The organism is Vibrio sp. 1F169 (assembly GCF_041439605.1).
Lineage (GTDB): Bacteria > Pseudomonadota > Gammaproteobacteria > Enterobacterales > Vibrionaceae > Vibrio > Vibrio tasmaniensis_A.
In genome coordinates this window covers 1-21,401 of sequence record NZ_JBGOOI010000019.1, presented here as the reverse complement: position 1 = coordinate 21,401, position 21,401 = coordinate 1, and the positions used below count along the sequence as shown (strand labels likewise).

The window sequence follows — 21,401 nt, the reverse complement described above, 5'->3', positions numbered from 1 at the left end:
AAATGTAATAAAGGGCAGAATCACTGCCCTTTTTTATTAGAATGCTAAATAAAGCAGAGCAAAGACAGGGAACGCAGCCGTTAAGCTATCTATTCTATCAAGTATACCACCATGACCAGGAATCAGATTACTGCTGTCTTTCACCCCAGAAACACGTTTAAACATGCTTTCAACAAGATCACCAAGAACAGAAATAACGACGGTCACAAGAGTAATAACAATCATGTGGAGAGGGCTTGTGAATTGGATATCAAACAAGTCAGCAAAGATCCAGGCCACGAACACTGCTGTAATGATGCCACCAATAAGACCTTCAATCGTTTTATTAGGACTCACCGCAGGGGCCATTTTGCGCTTGCCAAAGCTCTTTCCTGAAAAGTAAGCACCACTGTCCGCAGCCCAAACAAGCAAGCAAACGAACATCACCAATTTTGCGCCGTGGTAAGGATCAACATCGATACCGTTAGCACGCAGGATAACCACACTCCAGAAGAATGGTAGCAAAGTCAGCACGCCAAATGCGTGACGAAGAATGGATGAGTCTTTCCATGCTGGCATAGACTTAGGATAAGTCACTGCCATACCACTCGCGATTACCCACCAAATTGAACCAATCGTTAGAATGGCGTAGTGAGCACCCGATAAGTTATTAAGGCTAAATGCATCAAAAGGTATAAAAGCAAAACTTGCAGCACTTACCACAACTGTTGGAATCAACGCTAAATAACGTGATTTGCTTTCAACAAACTGAGTCCACTCCCAAAAACCCAATAGCGAGATTACTGCTAGTGAAAGAATAAACGTGGGAAGTGATAACTCGAAAATACCTAGAATAACTAGGGGAGCTAAAATCAACGCCGTAATAATTCGTTGTTTCAAACCAAAAAAATCCTTATTAACTGTCCATCAGAGCTTTAATTTGCTCACCGGTGCATCCAAAACGACGCTCGCGGTTTACAAACCAAGTCACAGCTTCTACTAAGCTATCTTCATTAAAGTCTGGCCAGAATTGTTCAGTGAAATACATTTCGGCGTAAGCTAATTGCCAAAGCATAAAGTTACTAATGCGGCACTCGCCACTGGTGCGGATAAGTAGATCGACTTCTGGAATATCTGCCATCGTCAGGTGTTGTGTAATCATAGCTTCATCAATGTCTTCTACATTAATATCGCCAGACTTAACCTGTTGAGCAATCGAAGTCATCGCTTGCTGGATATCCCACTTACCGCCGTAGTTAGCCGCAATATTAATAACCATACCCGTATTGGTGCTAGTCAAAGCTTCCGCTTCTTCTATTTTCTTTTGTAGTCGCTCATTAAAACGACTTTTATCACCAATGACACGAAGTTGTAGATTATTTTTATGAAGCTTTTTTACTTCACTCGATAGCACTGAAATAAACAGTTCCATCAAGAGACCCACTTCTTCTTCAGGACGACGCCAATTTTCACTACTAAAAGCAAAAAGAGTTACGGCTTTGATGCCAAGTCTGGCTGCTGAAGATATGGTTTTTCGAACAGCTTGAACGCCATTTTTATGACCAAAGACACGAGGCTTACCCTGAGCTTTTGCCCAGCGACCATTACCATCCATAATGATAGCAATGTGTTTAGGAAGAGAGTCTGTGAACGCTTGAGAATTATGCATAAAAGAGTGAATCAAATTCTAATAGTCGAACAGAATAGCATAAAAAAACGCTGCACCGTGAGTACAGCGTTTTTCCTGAAAGAAAGAATATGGAAAATTAAACTTCCATCAACTCTTTTTCTTTAACTGCTAGAACTTCGTCTACGTTCTTAACCGCAGCGTCAGTTAGCTTTTGAATTTCGTCTTGTGCTTTACGATCTTCATCTTCTGAAATTTCTTTGTCTTTAAGAAGCGCTTTTAGATCGCCATTCGCGTCACGACGGATGTTACGAATAGCAACACGGCCACCTTCAGCTTCGCCACGAACGATTTTAACTAGGTCTTTACGACGCTCTTCCGTAAGCGGTGGAAGTGGAACGCGAATAACCGTACCTGCAGACATAGGGTTTAAGCCTAGGTCAGAAGTCATGATTGCTTTTTCAACAAGAGGAGTCAGTGTTTTATCAAACACTGTAATTGCTAGTGTACGTGCGTCTTCAGCAATAACGTTAGCTACTTGAGTCAAAGGCGTTGGTGCACCGTAGTACTCAACAGTAAGACCAGAAAGTAGGCTCGGGTGAGCACGGCCTGTACGGATTTTTTGTAGGCTGTTTTTTAGTGCATCAACACTTTTTACCATGCGCTCTTGAGCGTCTTTTTTGATTTCGTTAATCACAATTTCACCTTGATTATGTTCTTTCTTCAAGAAAGCTTTTTATTTGGAGTGATAAGGATAAGCTTACCGAAGCATTATACTTCAGTAAGCCCGAAAAATTAGTCAGCGTCGCTGATTAATGTACCTTCAGTTTCACCCATAACCACGCGACGTAGTGCGCCTGGCTTATTCATGTTAAATACACGGATTGGCATTTTGTGGTCACGTGCTAGCGTAAATGCGGCCAAGTCCATTACTTTCAATTCTTTCTCAAGAATTGTGTTGTAAGACAACGTATCATACAACTCTGCGTCTGGGTTTGCTACTGGGTCAGCAGTAAATACACCATCTACTTTTGTTGCTTTTAGAACTACGTCAGCTTCGATTTCGATACCGCGTAAACATGCAGCAGAGTCTGTAGTAAAGAATGGGTTACCAGTACCAGCAGAGAAGATCACAACACGACCTTGACGTAGTTGGCTGATTGCATCTGCCCAGTTGTAGTCGTCACATACACCTTTAAGAGGAATTGCTGACATTACACGTGCGTTTACGTAAGCACGGTGTAGTGCGTCACGCATAGCAAGGCCGTTCATTACCGTTGCAAGCATCCCCATATGGTCACCAACAACACGGTTCATACCCGCTTCTGCTAGGCCTGCGCCACGGAAAAGGTTACCACCACCGATAACAACACCAACTTGAACGCCTAGTTCAACTAATTCTTTTACTTCTTGAGCCATACGATCAAGGATCGTTGGGTCAATACCAAAACCTTCTTCGCCTTGTAGCGCTTCACCGCTAAGTTTTAACAGAATACGTTGATACGCTGGTTTAGGGTTCGTAGTCATGGAGCTTACCTTCCAAAGAGTTGATGATTAACAGTCATGGATAAAAACTGAAGAGCTCAGTTTGCATTCATAACAGCTAAAAGCCGGAAATAATTCATTATTCATAAAAAGACCGCAGCATTTGCCACGGTCTCTTTTCAAACAATACGCTAAGGATTAACCTTTTTGTACCGCTGCAACTTCGTCTGCGAAGCTCATTTCAGCTGCTTTCTCGATACCTTCACCAACTTCTAAACGAACGAAGGTAGTAACTGATGCGCCTTTCTCTTTAAGAATGTCAGCAACAGTTTTCTTAGGTTCCATGATGAAAGCTTGACCAGTAAGAGATACTTCGCCCGTGAATTTCTTCATACGGCCGATAACCATTTTCTCAGCGATCTCTTGTGGTTTGCCTTCGTTCATAGCGATTTCAACTTGAACAGCTTTTTCTTTTTCTACTACGTCAGCAGGTACGTCAGATGGGTTAACGTACTCAGGCTTAGAAGCAGCAACGTGCATAGCGATGTGCTTAAGCGTTTCAGCTTCGCCTTCACCAGCAACAACAACACCGATTTTCTCGCCGTGACGGTAAGAAGCTAGTGCAACACCTTCAACAAGCTCAACACGACGGATGCTGATGTTCTCACCGATCTTAGTTACTAGAGCGATACGTGCGTCTTCAAACTTAGCTTGAAGTGCAACGATGTCTAGACGTTCAGCTAGAGCAACTTCAGCAACTTCGTTAGCGAATGCAAGGAAACCTGCATCTTTAGCTACGAAATCAGTTTGGCAGTTCACTTCAAGAAGAGCAGCAACGCCAGCTTCTTCTTTAATGATGATTGCGCCTTCAGCAGCAACGTTACCAGCTTTTTTAGCTGCTTTCGCTGCGCCAGATTTACGCATGTTTTCAATTGCTAGCTCGATGTCGCCTTCAGCAGCAACAAGCGCTTTTTTACATTCCATCATGCCCGCAGCTGTGCGTTCACGAAGTTCTTTAACTAGAGCTGCAGTTACAGTTGCCATTCTCTATTCCTCAGTAAATTCTAAAAAAGATAAAAAACAGGGGCCTAATTAATTGGCCCCTGATATTGACTGTATTCAGTTCTTAAGCCATCGATTATGACCGCTTAATATGAACTAAATATGGCTCAGAGCCGCTATTATTCAGCTTCTACAAAACCGTCTTTTTCAGCAGCTACAGCAGCAACATCTTTGTTACGACCTTCTTTAACCGCGTCTGCAGCAGCGTTTAGGTAAAGCTGTACTGCACGGATTGCATCATCGTTACCAGGGATAACGAAGTCAACACCGTCTGGGTTAGAGTTAGTATCAACTACAGCGTAAACTGGGATACCTAGGTTGTTTGCTTCTTTAACTGCGATGTGTTCGTGATCAGCATCGATAACGAATAGAGCGTCTGGAAGGCCGCCCATGTTCTTGATACCACCAAGAGACTTCTCTAGCTTCTCCATTTCACGAGTGCGCATTAGAGCTTCTTTCTTAGTAAGCTTGTCGAAAGTACCGTCTTGAGCTTGCGCTTCAAGTTCTTTCAGACGCTTGATAGACTGACGAACAGTTTTGTAGTTCGTTAGCATACCGCCTAACCAGCGGTTGTTAACGTAGAACTGGTTGCTGTTGATAGCAGCTTCTTTAACAGCTTCAGATGCAGCGCGCTTAGTACCAACAAAAAGAACTTTACCTTTCTTCTCGCCAACTTTAGCGATTTCAGCTAGAGCGTCGTTGAACATTGGTACAGTTTTTTCTAGGTTGATGATATGTACTTTGTTACGAGCACCAAAGATGAATGGCTTCATTTTTGGGTTCCAGTAACGAGTTTGGTGACCGAAGTGAACACCAGCTTTAAGCATATCGCGCATTGATACAGTTGCCATTTTAAAATCCTCTATGGGGTTAGGCCTCCACATCCCCCATGAATCCGACCCCTAACAACTAACCACTTTTCAGCCGTTATCTGTGTTGTTGAGGCACCCCGGAACATGTGTCGGAATGTGTGTGATTTAAAGAAATAAGTTAGTGGACACAAAGCTTGTTTCGCCAATTGGAGAAAACAGTCCTGATGTCCGGCGCGCTTTATACCATATTTTGTCTATCTATGGCTAGAAAAAAATCCAAAAATGGCGACTGCTATACTGTAGCCTATTAGCGGATTTCACCGATAAATCGCGGCCTAATCAAATCGATTCAGCATCGTCTTACAGCGCAATATCGGCTTAAGTTAAGTAGTATCCACCAGCATTGTATGGATATGGGAATGTTGCGCTAAAATGCTGCACTGATAGAATAGCCCCAATATGCACACTTAGGTGCTACCAAATTAAGAGATATGCAATGGCTGTAAAAATTAAAACTGCTGAAGAAATTGAAAAAATGCGCGTCGCCGGCAAGCTGGCTTCTGAAATTTTAGAGATGATTGAACCTCACATCCAAGTAGGTACAACGACAGAAGAGCTTAACCAAATCTGTCACGAGTACGCTCTAGAGAGAGGCGCATACTCAGCACCACTTGATTACCACGGTTTCCCTAAGTCTATCTGTACGTCTATCAACCATATCGTGTGTCATGGTATTCCAGCATCACAAGATGAGACTGGTAGCACAGGTCAATTCAAACCTGCAGTATTGAAAGATGGCGATATTCTAAACGTTGACATCACTGTGATTGTTCCTGATGACGAAAATGCAGACCTAAGCACTCGTCCGCAGGGTTACCATGGTGACACATCTAAAATGTTCCTTGTGGGTGAAGTTTCACCAGCAAACAAACGTCTATGCATGGTTGCTCAAGAAGCACTTTACGAAGGCATGCGTCAGGTTAAACCAGGTGTTCAACTTGGCCAAATCGGTACTGCTATTGAGAAGTACATCAAAACAAACAACAAGAACAATCCACGCGCTAAATTCTCTATTGTAAAAGATTACTGTGGCCACGGTATTGGTTCTGAGTTCCACGAAGATCCACAAGTCGTTCACTACAAAAACAGTGACCGTACCGTACTGAAAGCAGGCATGTGTTTCACAATCGAGCCAATGATCAATGCGGGTAAGTTTGGCTGTCGTCTAGATGACGAAGATAGCTGGACAGTGTACACAGCAGACAGCAAGAACTCAGCTCAGTGGGAACACACTCTGGTTGTAACGGATACTGGTTGTGAGGTACTAACACTACGCAGCGACGATACGATCCCACGTATCATGAAGAATGCTTAGTTCAACAAGCTGAATACCTCAGACTTTTAAAAATATCCTCGCCTGTCGAGGATATTTTTTTTATCCGCTCAATTTCGATTTTCCATCAGCTTCTGTTAAATTGTTTACTATTCTCATTTGCTTGCACGGATAGCAGACTATGCCTTATCAATGTCCCCTTACGTTCAATGAAGAACAAATTGAAATCTGCGAAATAAAAAATCAGCTCGAAATCTTCACGCAGTATCAAAAAAATGAATTTCTGAATCATCATCCAGTCACCGATTTGGTGCTGCTTCGTTCCGAATACATGGATTTGCTTCTCAATCGTTTATGGGAGCATTTTGGATTCAACAAACTGCCTCATATTTCACTTGTTGCGGTGGGAGGCTATGGCCGTGGTGAACTACACCCTTTGTCCGATATTGATATCCTCATTGTCTCGCAAAAAACACTGCCACCCGCACTGGGTGAAAAAGTCAGTCAATTCATTACACTACTCTGGGACTTGAAACTCGAAGTCGGCCACGCGGTGCGTACCATTGCAGAGTGTCTTGAGATCGGCACCGATGATTTAACCGTTGCCACTAACCTGCAAGAGTCGCGCTTACTGTGTGGCAGTGAAGACACCTTCCAAGAGCTGAAGCTAAAGATTCATTCCGATTCATTTTGGCCAAGTGAGACGTTTTACAAAGCCAAGATTCAAGAACAGAGAGAGCGTCATGCTCGCTACCACGACACCACCTATAATTTAGAACCGGACATCAAATCGACTCCGGGAGGGCTCAGAGACATCCACACCCTGAGCTGGGTTGCGCGTCGACATTTTGGTGCAACGTCTTTATTGGAGATGAGCAAATACGGCTTTCTAACCGATGCTGAATATCGTGAGTTGGTCGAGTGCCAAGATTTCTTGTGGCGTGTTCGCTTTGCACTGCACATTGAACTGCGCCGTTACGACAACCGTCTCACATTTGCCCATCAAGCTCAGGTAGCGGAACACCTAGGTTACAGTGGTGAAGGCAACCGTGGCGTCGAGATGATGATGAAAGAGTTCTATCGAACACTTCGCCGCGTAGCTGAGCTCAATAAGATGCTGCTTAAGTTGTTCGATCAAGCGATCATCAATGGCGGTCAAACACAAGAAGCCGAGATTCTCGACAACGACTTCCAACGTCGAGGTTCATTGATCGAAGCGCGTAAGCCGGCTCTATTCCAAGCGAGACCAGAAACGATTCTCGATATGTTTATCCATATCGCGAATGACTCTTCTATCGAAGGGGTAAGCCCACCAACATTGCGACAACTGCGAACCGCACGTCGCCGATTGAATCGCTTTTTGCATACCATTCCTGAAGCTCGTGACAAGTTCATGGATTTGGTTCGCCACCCAAATGCACTGCACAAAGCCTTTAGTTTGATGCACAAATTGGGCGTGCTATCGGCCTATTTGCCACAGTGGAGCCAAATTGTTGGTCAAATGCAGTTTGATCTTTTTCACGTTTACACCGTAGATGAACACAGTATTCGCCTACTCAAACACATCAACCGCTTTGGCCAAATCGAGAACCACGATAAGCACCCTATCTGTTGTGAAGTGTATCCACGAGTTCAAAAGAAAGAGCTGTTGATTCTGGCGGCTATCTTCCACGACATCGGTAAAGGCCGCGGCGGAGACCACTCAGAAATTGGCGCTGTTGAAGCTTACTCTTTCTGTATTGAGCACGGGCTATCAAAGCCGGAAGCCAAACAAGTCGCGTGGCTAGTACAAAACCACCTGTTAATGTCAGTGACCGCTCAACGCCGTGATATCTACGATCCGGACGTAATCACAGAGTTCGCCAAGAAAGTACGCGACGAAGAGTCGTTAGAACTGCTGGTGTGCCTAACGGTAGCCGATATCTGTGCAACCAACCCAGAACTATGGAACAGCTGGAAACGTACCCTACTCGCAGAACTGTTCCATTCTACGCAGCGCGCACTGCGCCGCGGCTTAGAAAACCCGGTCGATGTCAGAGACCGTATTCGTCATAACCAGCAAATGGCATCTGCACTGCTGCGTAAAGAAGGATTCACGGCTCGTGAGATTGAGGTGTTGTGGCAGCGTTTCAAAGCTGACTATTTCTTGCGTCATACACACACTCAAATCGCATGGCACTGTGAGCACTTACTTCGCTTAGAAGATCCGAGTCAACCTTTAGTGCTTATCAGCCAAAAAGCGACACGTGGCGGCACAGAGGTATTCGTTTACTGTAAAGACCAAGCGGCACTTTTTGCGACCGTGGTTGCCGAGCTCGACAGACGCAACTTTAACGTTCACGACGCACAGGTCATGGTCAGTAAAGATGGTCACGTTTTGGATACCTTTATCGTACTTGATCAGCATGGTGAAGCGATTGATGAAGCAAGACACAAAGCCGTTGCGAAACATCTAACTCATGTTCTAGCTGATGGCCGTCCAACTAAGATTAAGACACGTCGCACGCCTCGAAACTTGCAGCATTTCAAGGTAAAAACTCGGGTTGAGTTCCTACCAACTAAGAGCAAGAAGCGCACCTTGATGGAGTTGAGAGCTCTTGATACACCGGGGTTGTTGGCTCAAGTCGGCGCAACCTTTGCTGAGTTAGACATCAATTTGCACGGCGCTAAAATTACCACCATCGGCGAACGTGCAGAAGATTTGTTTATTCTGACCAGTGACGCGGGAGGAAGGTTGTCTGAAGAACAAGAACAAGCCTTAAGAGAAAGATTAACCGAACACGTTTCAGAACTCGCACCTTAGAAAGCTAATTTAGAGCTAGAAGTAAGTTGTGACTAGGAAACAAGTTTAGCTCTTGGAGCTGCTTTAATAGCCAAATACGCGTGGGCAAAGATAGAGAGCGATCTTGCCCACAACTTACAATCAATTCACAGATATCAACTATCTAGCTCGTCGTTAGGCTGCTACATTGATCAAGTCAATTACATAAAAGTATTACATTCATAACCTAGAGGTCGCTTATGTATCCAAACCTCACTGGCTTAGGTATCCACGAACCTAAACAGATTGAACGTTACTCCCTTCGCCAAGAAGCGCACAAAGATATCCTGAAGATTTACTTTCGTAAGCAGAAAGGTGAACTGTTCGCGAAAAGCGTTAAGTTTAAGTACCCGCGACAAGTAAAAAGTGTGCTTGTTAGCGGCGGCAATAATCAATACAAAGAAGTGACCGAGATTAACCGCAACCTCACTCTTGTGATTGATGAACTCAACAAGATCACCAAACCGACGCCAACGGCTGAGGTGGATGTGAAGCAGAAGATCCTTACTGACTTGCGCCATCTAGAAAAAGTGGTATCAAGCAAGATCGCAGAGATCGAAGCCGATCTAGAAAAACTTAAATGATCCCGCGATTAACTGTTAGCTAATAACTAATAACTAACCTACATTAGTTATGTCGTTAAGGTCGCACAGACATCAAAAAGGGCTGATATCACTATAAGCCCTTTGTTTTTATTCTATTTTCTCTATTCAATTGGACTCGTGATTGCTTAAACACGCGTGACTTACTTCGACAAGCAAGTTTGAGCATCGATTAAGTGGGCATCCCACTCAAAAGTTTCAAACAACCTTAACCACGTTTCATCTAAGTTCGCCTTCATCACCAATTCTTCTTTAGTGAAAGGATGAATGAAGCGCAATTCAGAAGCATGCAGCAACAGACGGTGTGAGTCTAAATCATCACGGAACAGTCGGTTATGCTTACCATCACCATGTGAAGTATCGCCTACAATCGGATGTCTTAGATGAGCCATGTGACGACGCAGCTGATGTTTACGTCCTGTCTTTGGCATCATCTCAACTAAGCAATAACGACTGGTAGGAAAACGGCCTGTTGAATACGGCACTTCGACTTTCGCTAACGGCTCGTAAATGGTGACGGCCTCTTGTGGTTCTTTATCTTCTTTCGCGAACTTATCGGCGATCTTATCCAGCTCAACCTTAAGCGCATAATCGAGCGTATCGCCCTCTTCTATCCAACCACGCACAATCGCATGATAGGTTTTTTGCATCTCGTGGTTGGCGAACATCGGCATCACCTCAGAGGCAACTTCACTCGACAGAGCAAACACCAATACGCCAGACGTTGGACGGTCTAAGCGATGCAGAGGAAATACGTGCTGACCAATTTGGTCGCGCAGAGTCTGCATCACAAACTGAGTCTCGTGTTTATCCAACCATGAGCGATGCACTAGCATACCCGCAGGCTTATTCACCGCGACAAAATACTCATCTTGATAAATGATCTCTAACATTACGCGCATACCTCATCAATGCTCTGAATCGTCACTAGCAGCTCAGCTTTGTCTGCCTCATTTTTCCACACTTCACCAAAATAAGGATGAATCGCAAAGCCTTTCGGTAGGCTCATTTGGGCATCCATCATTGCGTTGATCTTAACGATAAAGATCCACTGCAACCACTCTTCTGGCTGTAGAGAATCAATAGCAAAAGGTTCAACGCTCGCCAGAGCTTCATCCGAAGGCGGAAGCGTGCTCCATAGGGAACATAGACGCATTTGTTGTTCTAATTGTTGAAGTAAAAGAGGTAACTTTGTGGCTGCTGTCATTTTTCACCAAGTTATTTATCTAGTGACCTTGAAATTGGGGCATAGAGTACCATCTATTTAGGAAAGAAAGTTAGGAGCTTTATTACTATGGAAACGATTCACACGCTCACTCAGTTACTAAAGAATAGCGGTTGCCAATACGATATCTACGACCTAGGTCGTCGTATTCAGAAGATCGACAACACCTTATTCTCTGATGTTGAGCAAGGGAAACAGCCGTACCCATTTCCACTTCAGAAACAAGCTCACTTAGCGATTAGTTACTGGAACGAACACAAGCAACCGTGGATCTGGTTCCTAAAATTCAAACTGGACGAAAGAGGCCTATTACATCAAGGTGATGTCGGCAATTTCCTTAAGTTTGTTATCGAAGCGATGGGCACACGTTTGAACGGTGAGATCAGCGAAGAGCAACAACAAAAGCTGTCTAACAACCCATATACCTTCAAGCCTTCAGAAGACAAAATGGCCGTGTTCCATAGCCAAGTAAGAGCAGGTTTAGACCTTGCGACGAGCCAATACTACGAACACGCTCAACACTACTTCACTGGCGAACTCGGTTGGGACAACTGGAAAACCGTTGGCCTACAAGGCATCACTGATATGTGCGCTCGCTCAGGCAGCCAACAAAATGGTGTCGCGATTCGCAAAGCATTGAATAAGCTGCCTTCAGAACCTCTATACGCGACTCTCGGGGCGCTTGAGCATACGCAAATCAATGACAAGCTCGCTCAACGCTTACAAGAGATGGCTGAAAATGAGATCAACAGTCAAGAGCCAGATCTGTTCTTACTGTCGGCACTGGTACGTGCCCTTTCTGGCGCAGAGCAAAGCACAACCAACGCCGTAATTAACCAAGTTCTGGCTAGCCCGCGCTTAAGCCACCAAGAAGTATTGATTGGTTTGGCTGGTCGCAGCTGGCACGCACTACAAGATCCAGCGATTGCCGAGCAATTCTTGTTACGTCTCGCACAAACAGGCAACCAAAACCTGTTCAATCAGTTATTTGCAGATTTAGTGATGATTCCGACACTAAGAATGGTATTTTTGCCGTTGTTGAATTCGAACCCATCACCAGAACTCGCAAATGCATTGATTGAGTTACAACAAGCGGCTAAGTCTCAATAATTGACTGACGACTAACTCAAAAGCGAGCTAGATCTGTAGCTCGTTAACACAAGCTCAAATTACGATTGGAAATTACGATTGGAATAGAGTGATTAAAAGGAAGTATGGATTAAATGATAGATAACTTATTGGCTATTTTGATGCTGTGCTTCTTTTGTTTTCTGTTTTGGCAGCAGCGCAGGCAATCCGAGCTTGCGAAAGCTGCCATTGCGAGAAAGTGTAAAGAGCTCGACTTGCAGCTATTAAGCGTTGCCTTCAACGGTCATAAACTTAAGATGCGCCATGAACTCACGACCATTTGGCGCTGGCATACTGTGTACCATTTTGAATTTTCGGCATTAGGTGATGACCTGTACCAAGGAAAACTGACCATGGTCGGCTTCCGCTCTATGCGGTTCGAGCTACAGCCTCATAGAATGTAACGTCGCAGTGCGCGTTATAGCTATATTCATGATAAGGGCCAAACGAATCTTGTTTGGTTTCCTTAAATTCAAATCCTAGTTTTTCTAATAACTTAATCGATGGGTTGTGGCCGACATTCACAGTCGCAACAACATTCGTTAGGCGCTCTTCAAAACACACCAAACTTAAAAATGGTTTTAGCACCTCACTAGCAAAGCCGCGATTCCAATACTCTTTATCCAAAATAAAGCCAAGCGCATGCCTACCCTCTTCTGATGAAATAAAGACATGCCCAAGATATTCACGGGTTTGGTTGTGGATGATAGCGCGGCAGAAGCCGACGTTGTCTTGCAGTATCTCTTGAAATAAGAACTTCGCAGAGGCAATAGAGTGCGGCCCATTCATTTCAGAACGATTAACGGGGCAGCAATTCAACTTGATAAAGTCGTGTTGTAGCTGTTCGGTATAAGGTACCAACAGCGTTCTTGAGGTTGCTATCGTCATAAAACACTCCTTGTGTTGACCATTAGCAGAAAAGCAGATGTCGCGATCTTAGATAAAAGCTCCTGAATTAAAGAGCCCCCTAGAGAGAAGAAAAGTCTCAGATAAAGAAAAGCCCCGACACCGAAGTGTCAGGGCTAGGGTCTTACTCGCAGCAGTCCGGCTACTAATAAATGCTCCATGCATCATCCATAATAGTGGCTGTAATCCTTCAGCTCTTTCCTTTACTTCGCCGTCCTAGCGGTGTCCAATCATCCTGAAAGCTAACAATCCTAGTTAGCGCACATCACTTGTTCCGTGAGCGGTGTCCTTTACATCGTCCTGATGCTAATCCAACCCTTTAAATCCTAAAGGTGTCCATTGTCATTCCGTTGCAGCTAACTTCCTGTTAACTGACTGTATCCCTACAATGTCCTTACGCTCCATGCTTGACTACTCAATCCTAAGTAACCAAATCTTCATCCTGAAGATAACCAAATCCTTGGTGCTTTCCTGTTCCGTGTCAGAATCCTTCCGACAAGGCTTAATTTACGCGATTTACGATTTGGGACAATAGATTTGCATCACACTTTGAATTCATAAAAGTTGTTAATTATATAAAACAACGAAAAATCAATCACTTAATCATATGCACCTCAATCTCTCTAGCGATGTATTCGTGTTATCTCACAACCTTTGTAAGAGATCTCTCACAAGCTATGGGCGGTTTTATGATTCGCTATCACTCACCAGAGCGAGTAAAATGGCTGAAGACTAAAAATGGAGGTCAACATGCTGACAAAAGATGTGTCTGAAGAGTTAAAATCAGTGCTTGAAGGACTGCAAGCACAAGGGAAAGAGCCTACAGTTGCTTTAGTTAAAGCTCGTATGAGTACATCGGTTCCGATGCCCGCTTTAATCACAACCATCAAGAGCTGGAAAAGCGCGAATCGCGTTCCTAAAGTTGAAGTCGCGACACAAGAAGAGCCAGCACTCGATCGTGTTAGCCAACTGGAAAAGCAAATCCTTGAACTTACCACCCGCGTTGCCACGCTAGAAGCCAAGTTAACTGATCAATAAATTAACTGGTCAATAAGTTAACTGAGCAATAAATTAACTGGTCAATAAGTTAACTGAGCAATAAGCTAACAGAGAAATAGAACACTATGAAAATATGGGTTGATGCGGACGCTTGTCCCAAGGTTATCCGAGAAACAATCGTACGCGCAGCTGAGCGCACAGGGGTCGAATGTACCTTTGTCGCGAACCATTTGGTTCCCGTTCCCAAGCGTAATAACATTCACTCAATTCAAGTCCCAAGCGGATTTGATATTGCAGATGATGAAATCGTAAAACGCACTGAACCCGGTGATCTCGTGATTACATCCGATATCCCTCTCGCCGATGAAGTGATCACCAAAGGTGGTCAAGCACTTAGCTCTCGTGGCGAGCTCTACACCAAAGAAACCATCAAAGCGCGCCTGAACATTCGTGACTTTATGGATACCATGCGTTCAAGCGGCATCCAAACGGGTGGACCAAGCGCCCTCTCACAGACCGATCGTCGTGAGTTCGCGAATCACCTTGATCGCCTGCTAGCAAAGCGCTAATCATTAAGAAACATTGATATTCGTTCATAGCCATAACCGTGAACCTGTAGATATGTTTGTCGACATACTCCGTTCTTGTTACTTAACACTTGATACTAAGTGCTACTTTAACGGAGTATTGATGATCCATCTTGTCACCATCTCTTCTTTTTAAATCATCCCAATTTTCTACACTCTTTCAGATCACTTTCCGTGATTGGTACACCATACTTTCGATCAAAAAAAACCTGCACGAGGCAGGCTTTAAAATCTAACAATATGACTTGTACTAACGTTACTACGGCGTGTAGAACGTTGCTGCACCTGGGCCTACTGGAAGACCAAATACGAACACCCATAGGTAGAACAAGATACTCCAACCGAACATAAAGCAGATTGAGTATGGAAGCATTGTAGCAATCAGAGTACCGATACCAAGGTTCTTCATGTAACGCGTCGCTACAGCAAGAATAAGACCGAAGTAGCTCATCATTGGTGTAATGATGTTCGTCGTTGAATCACCGATACGGTAAGCTGCTTGAATCGTTTCTGGTGCGTAACCAACAAGCATTAGCATAGGTACAAAGATAGGTGCTGTTACTGCCCACTGAGCAGAAGCCGAACCGATCATTAGGTTAATGAAGCCACACATTAGGATAAATGCAAAGAACAACATTGGGCCAGTAAGACCGATATCTTGTAAGAAGCTAGCGCCACCAACAGCGATTACTTGACCAAAGTTAGTCCACTTAAAGAAAGCAACAAACTGTGCAGCAAAGAATACAAGAACAATGTACATGCCCATTGAAGACATAGACGTTGCCATCGCATTGATCACGTCACGATCGTTCTTCATTGAACCGGTAACTTTACCGTAAACAAAACCAGGAATAGCGAAGAATACAAAGATAAACGCAACAATACTCTTCAGGAATGGAGAACCCGAAACCGTACCAGACGCTGAACGTAGAACACCGTCAGCTGGAACGATAGTCCACGCTAGAAGTGCAGAAACAGCCAATACAGCAATACCTGCTAGTTTTAGACCTTTCTTCTCAACATCCGTCAGTCTGCCCATCGAATCATTTGATAAATCTTCAGAAGCTTCTTCGTCGTTGTATTTACCCAACTTAGGTTCAACAATCTTCTCAGTTACAAATGCACCTGTAATCGCGATGAAGAAAGTAGAAACAAACATGAAGTACCAGTTTGACTCAGGACCAACCGTGTAAGACGGGTCAATCATCTGTGCCGCTGTTTCTGTAATACCAGAAAGCAGTGGGTCAACCGTACCGATAAGTAGGTTTGCAGAGTAACCACCTGACACACCAGCGAATGCCGCAGCAAGACCAGCAAGAGGGTGACGACCTAAAGAATGGAAAAGCATTGCTGCTAGTGGAATAAGTACCACATAGCCAAGCTCTGATGCTGTGTTAGAGATAATACCTGCAAACACAACCGTTACTGTAACCATACGCTTAGAAGCACCCATTACCATGCCACGCATTGCAGCAGATAGTAGACCTGAGTGTTCAGCAATCGCTACACCAAGCATAGCAACAAGTACAGTACCTAGTGGAGCAAAACCAACAAAGTTCTTAACTAAGTTAGTCACAATAAGTTGTAGACCTTCTGCGTTAAGCAGACTTACAACGTGGATCATGCCGTCAGCAGCACGACCTTTAGCACCTTCTGGTCGAGGGTCCATAACAGACACTTCGAAGTAACCAGCAATACCTGAAGTAACGAGGATTGCTAAGCAGAAGATTGCGAAAAGAGTGATTGGGTGGGGTAATAGGTTCCCCAAATATTCAACGCCATCTAAAAAGCGAGTAAAAATAGGTTTTTTAGGCGAATTGTTTTTTATTGAAGCTGATGAACTCATCAGTTCCCTCCTTGTAGTGATTCCTGTGCAATTGTGACAAAGATGTTTAAATTGCCCGCGCAGATTACTCGACAAAAGGGTCAATTAGAAATCGCAAATGTTACAAAGTGTGTAACAAACCATTCTTTTTAACTTAATAAAAACAAAAAATTAGCAAATAACTCCAATTAAAGTATGAAAGTTAGGTTTATAATTGGTACGGATGCATTCATTCGGTTTATGCTTGCGCTTGTAAGCTATTGATAAAGTGACAAATAAGAAACAACGTACGCTAAGTGAGCACATATTCTCCTACAAAGTTCCTCTCGAAGGAAAAGAAAAACAGACAAATGAATGAAGTTTGACTTTCCCCTCGTTTTTACACTCATGTCACATCAAATTGACTGACTATTTTTGAACCGCTTTGAATCTCGGGTTGGATTTACAGATGACATAGAGACGGCCTCTACGCTTTACTATTTGGCAATCTGGGTGACGGCTTTTCGCACTTTTCAGTGATTTCACAACTTTCATTCTATTTCGCTCCCTTACCTAATTGACCAAAACGACGAGTGAAGTTCGCAACGCGTCCCTCTTTATGTAGCACTCGCTGTTTACCCGTATAGAAAGGATGCGACTTTGACGACACCTCAATCGTGAAGTAAGGATAAGTATTTCCGTCTTCCCATTCGATAGTGCGATCTGTTTTCAATGTTGATCCGATTAAGAAGTACTCATCGACACTGGTGTCATGAAAAACCACGGGGCGGTAATCAGGGTGGATATTCGGTTTCATTGTATTTCCCTTAAACAACTAATTTGATATGTTATAACACATCAAATGATAATTATTATCAAAAGAAAAACAAGTGATTTTATGATATTTTTCCGTCTTAACTGAAACCAGAGAACACCTTGCTATGTACACCATTGAACCTGTTGGCTTTATTGAGTCTCCTTATAAAGAGAAGTTCGCTGTGCCAAGACAGCCTAGGTTAGTACCCACTTCTACCTCAAGAGTCAGGCTAGTTGAAGCAGCGAACTGCCTTGAGTCTGTTCGTGATATTGAACAATTTAGCCATGTGTGGTTGTTGTTTTTGTTCGATAAGAACCTTGAAGCAGGATGGAAACCAACCGTGAGGCCACCTCGCCTTGGCGGGAACGAACGTATTGGTGTATTCGCGTCTCGTGCCACATTCAGACCGAATGGAATAGGCATGTCTGCAGTTGAACTCAAAGGGGTATCTCAAGAAAAGGGACAAACTTGGTTGGACTTGGGCAGTGTTGATCTCGTTGACGGCACACCGATCATCGACATCAAACCTTATATCCCCTACTCGGATTCAATTCCCGATGCACTAGGGGGGTTTGCCGCCGATGAACCTGAAGTGCTAGATGTGAACTTCTCGCAACAAGCGCAAAGTAAGCTCGCAAGCCACCCACAAGCACGCCATATCATTCAGGTGATCAAAGAAGTATTAGGCCAAGATCCTCGCCCTGCCTATAAGAAAGGTAAGCCTGACAACAAGGAATATGCGGTAAATTTGTTCGATCTTAACGTGAAATTCGTGGTTGAAACGCTTTTCATCAATGTAACTGACATTGAACGCTTTTGAGATCCCAAATAGGCTGATATTATATGCGGCTATATCAGATTTGCTGTGGTTACGAACGACAGCAAGTTTTCTTTTATCAATGATGAAACGGATACCATAGAATGCGTACCAGTAACTACCTTCTTTCTACTCTGAAAGAGACTCCAAACGACGCAGAAGTTATCAGCCACCAGCTGATGCTACGTGCAGGTATGATCCGTAAGCTAGCTTCAGGTTTATATACTTGGCTACCTACTGGTCTACGTGTACTGCGTAAAGTCGAAAATATCGTTCGCCAAGAGATCGATAATGCAGGTGCCGTTGAAATCTTGATGCCCGTAGTTCAACCGTTTGAGCTTTGGGAAGAGACTGGCCGTTCTGAAAAGATGGGTCCTGAGCTACTTCGTTTCACAGACCGTCATTCTCGTCCATTTGTTCTTAGCCCAACAGCAGAAGAAGTGGTAACGAGCCTAGTACGTAACGAGATCAGCTCTTACAAACAGCTACCTCTAAACCTGTACCAAATCCAGACTAAATTCCGTGATGAACGCCGCCCTCGTTTTGGCGTAATGCGTGCTCGTGAATTCTCTATGATGGATGCGTACAGCTTTGATATCGATAAAGAAGGCTTAGAAAAGTCTTACCAAGCGATGCACGATGCTTACTGTAAAGCATTTGACCGCATGGGCCTTGAGTACCGTCCAGTATTAGCAGACTCTGGCGCAATCGGTGGCAGCGGCTCTCAAGAGTTCCACGTTCTTGCTGAAAGCGGCGAAGACCTAATCGCATTCTCTTCAGAATCTGATTACGCAGCGAACATCGAGAAAGCAGAAGCACTAGCTCCAACGACTGAAGCGGCAGCGCCAACTCAAGAGATGGAACTGGTTGATACGCCAAACGCAAAAACAATCGCAGAACTTGTAGAGCAACACGGTCTAGCAATCGAGAAGACCGTTAAGACTCTATTCGTTAAAGCTTCTGATGAAGTAAATGCAGACATCATCGCGCTAATCATCCGTGGCGACCACGAGCTTAACGAAGTGAAAGCAGAGAACCTTCCACAGGTTGCTGCTCCACTAGAGATGGCTTCTGAAGAAGAAATCCGTGCACTTGTTGGTGCAGGTCCTGGTTCACTTGGCCCTGTTGGTCTAGAGCTACCATTCATCGTTGACCGCTCTGTTGCTGTAATGAGCGACTTCGGTGCTGGTGCAAACGTAGACGGTAAGCACTACTTCGGTATTAACTGGGGTCGTGACGTTGAGCTTGCTCAAGTTGAAGACCTACGTAACGTAGTTGAAGGCGACCTAAGCCCATGTGGTCAAGGTACCATCCAACTTAAGCGCGGTATCGAAGTTGGTCACATCTTCCAACTAGGTAATACTTACTCTAAAGCAATGAACTGTAACGTGCTTGGTCCTGATGGTAAGAGCGTAATCCTAGAAATGGGTTGTTACGGTATCGGTGTTTCACGTGTTGTTGCATCTGCTATCGAGCAAAACCACGATAAATTCGGTATCACTTGGCCAGACGCACTAGCACCATTCCAAGTTGCTATCGTACCAATGAACATGCACAAATCTGAGCGCGTTAAAGAAGCCGCTGAGAAGCTATACGCTGAATTAACGGCTATGGGAATCGAAGTACTATTTGATGACCGTAAAGAGCGCCCAGGTGTTATGTTTAAAGATATCGAGCTAGTGGGTATCCCTCACACTATCGTTATCGGCGATCGCAGTATGGACGAAGGTAACTTCGAATACAAAAACCGTCGTACTGGTGATAAAGAAGCTATCGCAATGGACACGGTTATCGAGCACCTTAAGGCTCAACTAGCTTAGTAATCCGATTACTGACTAGATAAACATTGAAAGGCTGCCATCAGGTGGCCTTTTTTGTGCCTGTCGTTTCCCTTCAAACACCCTTCTATTTATCAGTAGAGTAAATAACGTAAGTTAATCCCCTGTTCATCTTTAAATCCGTATATTGGTTCATCAACTCTTTAGACACGATTACATTGGAGGTATCGATGGATATCAAAAGCTTACTTAACCAAGCACTTAAGTCAGATCTCGTTAAACAAGGTACTCAGAAGCTTTCCCAAGGCTCTTCAAGTTTAAGTGGCCTAACTCAAGGCGGCAGTGGTAAGAATATCAACAAAAGCACGCTCGGAGCCTTCGGCGCTGGCGCAGTGGGCGGCGGACTCTTAGGTGCGTTAATGGGCTCTAAGAAAACCAATAAAATGGGTAAGAAAGCCGCTGGTATTGGTGGCGCTGCGGCACTTGGCGCACTCGCTTACAAGGTCTATAACGACTATCAGTCGAAACAAGGCCAAGCACCGAATTCCGAACAAGCTCAATTTGATGAGAACGACTCAAACCATAGTGTGCTGATTCTAAGATCGATGATTGCTGCGTCCAAAGCTGACGGGCATGTTGATGAAGAAGAGATGGCTAAGATTGAACAAGCCGTCGAGAACATGGGCGCAGATTATCAGCTGACTAAATTGGTGTCTGAAGAATTGCACAAGCCACTCGACCCAAGCGAAATTGCTCAATTAGCAACGTCACCTCAACAAGCGAGTGAGATCTACTTAGCCTCTTTGATTGTAGCGGATGAGCAGAACTTTATGGAGAAGGCTTACCTCAAAGAGTTAGCAAAGCAGCTCAACTTAGCTGATGAAGTCACTCATCAGCTTGAACAGCAGATCTCTAGTTAAGCGGTAATTATCAGGCGCATCAGTAAATATCACGCTAAACCGCAAGTATCACGCTAAGTAACAAGTTAGCAAAGTGATACATTGAGCATCAACAGAATGAGATATTGAGCAAGAACAAACTAACTCTGAACTTAGTCAGATCCACTTTGTTTTTGCTTATCTCTATGTGTATATTGAGATCAGTTATCATTTGGTTAGGTATAAAAATGAAAGTATACGATTGTTGTGATTTGGTGCGTGAACTGTATTCTCAAATTGGCAGTGGCGACCAAGGCTATATCCCTAAAGCGATCACCTGCGCGGTAAAAACATTGAACGACCTTGCTGCAGATGAATCTCTTCCTAAAGAAGCAAGAGATCGTGCTGCATTTGCCGCAGCGAATCTACTGATCTCAGATTTCGAGGACTAATATGAACCTCGCTAACTTTGAAAAGATGGATCCTGTGATGTTGATGAGCATCGTCAACATGAAGCTGCGTGACGACTTCGGCGGTGATTTAGATCGAGTGGTCAACTTCTACGAAATCGACAAAGCGGCATTGACTGCAAAACTTGCGTCTGCCGGTTTTGAGTTTCTTCCGGAAGCAAAACAGTTTCGATAATCATTTAGAATAAACTTAAATTTTAAAGACCAACCTCTGTGTTTAATGCCGATCAGTTAAAGCCAAAGTGATCGGTTGAAGGATCCTTCCGAGCTG

At 44.1% G+C, this 21,401-nt stretch carries 24 protein-coding genes; 12 read left to right on the top strand and 12 right to left on the bottom strand.

Features of this window, described 5'->3' with window-relative positions:
* Nucleotides 1-36: 36 nt before the first annotated feature.
* From ACED53_RS10055 to rpsB, 6 genes are all read right to left on the bottom strand, one after another.
* Nucleotides 37-879 carry a phosphatidate cytidylyltransferase gene (locus tag ACED53_RS10055; protein WP_017100789.1) on the bottom strand — a complete coding sequence of 281 codons (843 nt, stop codon included), beginning with the start codon at nt 877-879 and terminating at the stop codon, nt 37-39.
* 16 nt (nt 880-895) lie between these two features.
* On the bottom strand, nt 896-1,648 hold the full coding sequence (locus ACED53_RS10050; RefSeq protein ID WP_009847415.1) for an isoprenyl transferase: 753 nt from the start codon (nt 1,646-1,648) through the stop codon (nt 896-898).
* Nucleotides 1,649-1,745: 97 nt separating this feature from the next.
* The gene (frr, locus tag ACED53_RS10045) at nt 1,746-2,303 is read right to left on the bottom strand and encodes a ribosome recycling factor (protein WP_009847417.1); all 558 of its coding nucleotides are present in this window, start codon (nt 2,301-2,303) and stop codon (nt 1,746-1,748) included.
* A 98-nt stretch (nt 2,304-2,401) separates the two neighbouring features.
* Nucleotides 2,402-3,133, bottom strand: coding sequence for a UMP kinase (pyrH, locus tag ACED53_RS10040; protein ID WP_009847418.1), 732 nt, complete (start codon nt 3,131-3,133; stop codon nt 2,402-2,404).
* A gap of 156 nt (nt 3,134-3,289) precedes the next feature.
* The gene (gene tsf, locus ACED53_RS10035; RefSeq protein ID WP_009847419.1) at nt 3,290-4,135 is read right to left on the bottom strand and encodes a translation elongation factor Ts; all 846 of its coding nucleotides are present in this window, start codon (nt 4,133-4,135) and stop codon (nt 3,290-3,292) included.
* Between the two features lie 137 nt (nt 4,136-4,272).
* Nucleotides 4,273-5,004, bottom strand: coding sequence for a 30S ribosomal protein S2 (rpsB, locus tag ACED53_RS10030; protein ID WP_009847420.1), 732 nt, complete (start codon nt 5,002-5,004; stop codon nt 4,273-4,275).
* Nucleotides 5,005-5,461: 457 nt separating this feature from the next.
* Here rpsB and map point away from each other — a divergent pair, with 457 nt between their 5' ends.
* The 3 genes from map (at nt 5,462) to ACED53_RS10015 (ending at nt 9,703) form a co-directional block, all read left to right on the top strand.
* The gene (map, locus tag ACED53_RS10025) at nt 5,462-6,340 is read left to right on the top strand and encodes a type I methionyl aminopeptidase (protein ID WP_017100788.1); all 879 of its coding nucleotides are present in this window, start codon (nt 5,462-5,464) and stop codon (nt 6,338-6,340) included.
* 139 nt (nt 6,341-6,479) lie between these two features.
* On the top strand, nt 6,480-9,101 hold the full coding sequence (gene glnD, locus ACED53_RS10020) for a bifunctional uridylyltransferase/uridylyl-removing protein GlnD (RefSeq protein WP_017100787.1): 2,622 nt from the start codon (nt 6,480-6,482) through the stop codon (nt 9,099-9,101).
* Between the two features lie 218 nt (nt 9,102-9,319).
* The gene (locus ACED53_RS10015) at nt 9,320-9,703 is read left to right on the top strand and encodes a DUF3461 family protein (RefSeq protein WP_004734354.1); all 384 of its coding nucleotides are present in this window, start codon (nt 9,320-9,322) and stop codon (nt 9,701-9,703) included.
* Between the two features lie 161 nt (nt 9,704-9,864).
* Here the strand turns inward: ACED53_RS10015 and truC are convergent, their stop codons facing one another.
* Both truC and ACED53_RS10005 read right to left on the bottom strand, forming a co-directional pair.
* The gene (gene truC, locus ACED53_RS10010) at nt 9,865-10,614 is read right to left on the bottom strand and encodes a tRNA pseudouridine(65) synthase TruC (protein WP_029225463.1); all 750 of its coding nucleotides are present in this window, start codon (nt 10,612-10,614) and stop codon (nt 9,865-9,867) included.
* Nucleotides 10,614-10,928, bottom strand: coding sequence for a YqcC family protein (locus ACED53_RS10005; RefSeq protein ID WP_017100785.1), 315 nt, complete (start codon nt 10,926-10,928; stop codon nt 10,614-10,616). Before ACED53_RS10005 ends, truC begins: the two co-directional genes overlap by 1 nt.
* 87 nt (nt 10,929-11,015) lie before the next feature.
* Between ACED53_RS10005 and ACED53_RS10000 the strand changes: the two genes are divergently transcribed.
* Both ACED53_RS10000 and ACED53_RS09995 read left to right on the top strand, forming a co-directional pair.
* Nucleotides 11,016-12,056 (top strand): DUF3549 family protein, encoded by a 1,041-nt coding sequence (locus tag ACED53_RS10000; RefSeq protein ID WP_017100784.1) that lies wholly within the window; start codon nt 11,016-11,018, stop codon nt 12,054-12,056.
* A 113-nt stretch (nt 12,057-12,169) separates the two neighbouring features.
* Nucleotides 12,170-12,478: a DUF3301 domain-containing protein gene (locus ACED53_RS09995; RefSeq protein WP_017100783.1), complete on the top strand. Its 309-nt coding sequence runs from the start codon at nt 12,170-12,172 to the stop codon at nt 12,476-12,478.
* Here the strand turns inward: ACED53_RS09995 and ACED53_RS09990 are convergent.
* Nucleotides 12,444-12,962: a GNAT family N-acetyltransferase gene (locus ACED53_RS09990; RefSeq protein WP_017100782.1), complete on the bottom strand. Its 519-nt coding sequence runs from the start codon at nt 12,960-12,962 to the stop codon at nt 12,444-12,446. The genes ACED53_RS09995 and ACED53_RS09990 overlap by 35 nt on opposite strands.
* 768 nt (nt 12,963-13,730) lie before the next feature.
* On the opposite strand from ACED53_RS09990, the gene ACED53_RS09985 reads away from it, so the two are divergent.
* Both ACED53_RS09985 and ACED53_RS09980 read left to right on the top strand, forming a co-directional pair.
* Complete coding sequence (locus tag ACED53_RS09985; protein ID WP_069591668.1) at nt 13,731-14,018, top strand: hypothetical protein; 288 nt, start codon at nt 13,731-13,733, stop codon at nt 14,016-14,018.
* 86 nt (nt 14,019-14,104) lie between these two features.
* Nucleotides 14,105-14,548: a YaiI/YqxD family protein gene (locus ACED53_RS09980; protein WP_009847429.1), complete on the top strand. Its 444-nt coding sequence runs from the start codon at nt 14,105-14,107 to the stop codon at nt 14,546-14,548.
* A 277-nt stretch (nt 14,549-14,825) separates the two neighbouring features.
* Here ACED53_RS09980 and ACED53_RS09975 read toward each other — a convergent pair whose 3' ends face one another.
* From ACED53_RS09975 to ACED53_RS09965, 3 genes are all read right to left on the bottom strand, one after another.
* On the bottom strand, nt 14,826-16,412 hold the full coding sequence (locus tag ACED53_RS09975) for an AbgT family transporter (protein ID WP_009847430.1): 1,587 nt from the start codon (nt 16,410-16,412) through the stop codon (nt 14,826-14,828).
* A 387-nt stretch (nt 16,413-16,799) separates the two neighbouring features.
* A complete protein-coding gene (gene ykgO, locus ACED53_RS09970; RefSeq protein ID WP_009847431.1) occupies nt 16,800-16,925 on the bottom strand; it encodes a type B 50S ribosomal protein L36 in 126 nt (41 codons plus the stop codon).
* Nucleotide 16,926: 1 nt separating this feature from the next.
* Entirely contained in the window at nt 16,927-17,187 is a 261-nt protein-coding gene (locus ACED53_RS09965) for a type B 50S ribosomal protein L31 (protein ID WP_009847432.1), read from the bottom strand.
* A 124-nt stretch (nt 17,188-17,311) separates the two neighbouring features.
* Here ACED53_RS09965 and tsaA point away from each other — a divergent pair, with 124 nt between their 5' ends.
* From tsaA to ACED53_RS09940, 5 genes are all read left to right on the top strand, one after another.
* Nucleotides 17,312-18,007, top strand: coding sequence for a tRNA (N6-threonylcarbamoyladenosine(37)-N6)-methyltransferase TrmO (gene tsaA / locus ACED53_RS09960; RefSeq protein WP_017100780.1), 696 nt, complete (start codon nt 17,312-17,314; stop codon nt 18,005-18,007).
* A gap of 101 nt (nt 18,008-18,108) precedes the next feature.
* Complete coding sequence (locus tag ACED53_RS09955; RefSeq protein ID WP_017100779.1) at nt 18,109-19,824, top strand: proline--tRNA ligase; 1,716 nt, start codon at nt 18,109-18,111, stop codon at nt 19,822-19,824.
* A 188-nt stretch (nt 19,825-20,012) separates the two neighbouring features.
* Nucleotides 20,013-20,702 (top strand): tellurite resistance TerB family protein, encoded by a 690-nt coding sequence (locus tag ACED53_RS09950; protein ID WP_017100778.1) that lies wholly within the window; start codon nt 20,013-20,015, stop codon nt 20,700-20,702.
* Nucleotides 20,703-20,908: 206 nt separating this feature from the next.
* On the top strand, nt 20,909-21,112 hold the full coding sequence (locus tag ACED53_RS09945; protein ID WP_009847436.1) for a YaeP family protein: 204 nt from the start codon (nt 20,909-20,911) through the stop codon (nt 21,110-21,112).
* A 1-nt stretch (nt 21,113) separates the two neighbouring features.
* Complete coding sequence (locus ACED53_RS09940) at nt 21,114-21,305, top strand: DUF4250 domain-containing protein (protein WP_009847437.1); 192 nt, start codon at nt 21,114-21,116, stop codon at nt 21,303-21,305.
* Nucleotides 21,306-21,401: the final 96 nt, after the last annotated feature.

Excerpts from the sequence above, each read along its gene's own strand:
- ACED53_RS10050 (WP_009847415.1), bottom strand. The coding sequence starts at position 1,648 with ATGCATAATTCTCAAGCGTTCACAGACTCTCTTCCTAAACACATTGCT.
- pyrH (WP_009847418.1), bottom strand. The coding sequence starts at position 3,133 with ATGACTACGAACCCTAAACCAGCGTATCAACGTATTCTGTTAAAACTT.
- tsf (WP_009847419.1), bottom strand. The coding sequence starts at position 4,135 with ATGGCAACTGTAACTGCAGCTCTAGTTAAAGAACTTCGTGAACGCACA.
- rpsB (WP_009847420.1), bottom strand. The coding sequence starts at position 5,004 with ATGGCAACTGTATCAATGCGCGATATGCTTAAAGCTGGTGTTCACTTC.
- map (WP_017100788.1), top strand. The coding sequence starts at position 5,462 with ATGGCTGTAAAAATTAAAACTGCTGAAGAAATTGAAAAAATGCGCGTC.
- glnD (WP_017100787.1), top strand. The coding sequence starts at position 6,480 with ATGCCTTATCAATGTCCCCTTACGTTCAATGAAGAACAAATTGAAATC.
- ACED53_RS10015 (WP_004734354.1), top strand. The coding sequence starts at position 9,320 with ATGTATCCAAACCTCACTGGCTTAGGTATCCACGAACCTAAACAGATT.
- truC (WP_029225463.1), bottom strand. The coding sequence starts at position 10,614 with ATGTTAGAGATCATTTATCAAGATGAGTATTTTGTCGCGGTGAATAAG.
- ACED53_RS10005 (WP_017100785.1), bottom strand. The coding sequence starts at position 10,928 with ATGACAGCAGCCACAAAGTTACCTCTTTTACTTCAACAATTAGAACAA.
- ACED53_RS10000 (WP_017100784.1), top strand. The coding sequence starts at position 11,016 with ATGGAAACGATTCACACGCTCACTCAGTTACTAAAGAATAGCGGTTGC.
- ACED53_RS09995 (WP_017100783.1), top strand. The coding sequence starts at position 12,170 with ATGATAGATAACTTATTGGCTATTTTGATGCTGTGCTTCTTTTGTTTT.
- ACED53_RS09990 (WP_017100782.1), bottom strand. The coding sequence starts at position 12,962 with ATGACGATAGCAACCTCAAGAACGCTGTTGGTACCTTATACCGAACAG.
- ACED53_RS09985 (WP_069591668.1), top strand. The coding sequence starts at position 13,731 with ATGCTGACAAAAGATGTGTCTGAAGAGTTAAAATCAGTGCTTGAAGGA.
- ACED53_RS09980 (WP_009847429.1), top strand. The coding sequence starts at position 14,105 with ATGAAAATATGGGTTGATGCGGACGCTTGTCCCAAGGTTATCCGAGAA.
- ACED53_RS09975 (WP_009847430.1), bottom strand. The coding sequence starts at position 16,412 with ATGAGTTCATCAGCTTCAATAAAAAACAATTCGCCTAAAAAACCTATT.
- ykgO (WP_009847431.1), bottom strand. The coding sequence starts at position 16,925 with ATGAAAGTTGTGAAATCACTGAAAAGTGCGAAAAGCCGTCACCCAGAT.
- ACED53_RS09965 (WP_009847432.1), bottom strand. The coding sequence starts at position 17,187 with ATGAAACCGAATATCCACCCTGATTACCGCCCCGTGGTTTTTCATGAC.
- tsaA (WP_017100780.1), top strand. The coding sequence starts at position 17,312 with ATGTACACCATTGAACCTGTTGGCTTTATTGAGTCTCCTTATAAAGAG.
- ACED53_RS09955 (WP_017100779.1), top strand. The coding sequence starts at position 18,109 with ATGCGTACCAGTAACTACCTTCTTTCTACTCTGAAAGAGACTCCAAAC.
- ACED53_RS09950 (WP_017100778.1), top strand. The coding sequence starts at position 20,013 with ATGGATATCAAAAGCTTACTTAACCAAGCACTTAAGTCAGATCTCGTT.
- ACED53_RS09945 (WP_009847436.1), top strand. The coding sequence starts at position 20,909 with ATGAAAGTATACGATTGTTGTGATTTGGTGCGTGAACTGTATTCTCAA.
- ACED53_RS09940 (WP_009847437.1), top strand. The coding sequence starts at position 21,114 with ATGAACCTCGCTAACTTTGAAAAGATGGATCCTGTGATGTTGATGAGC.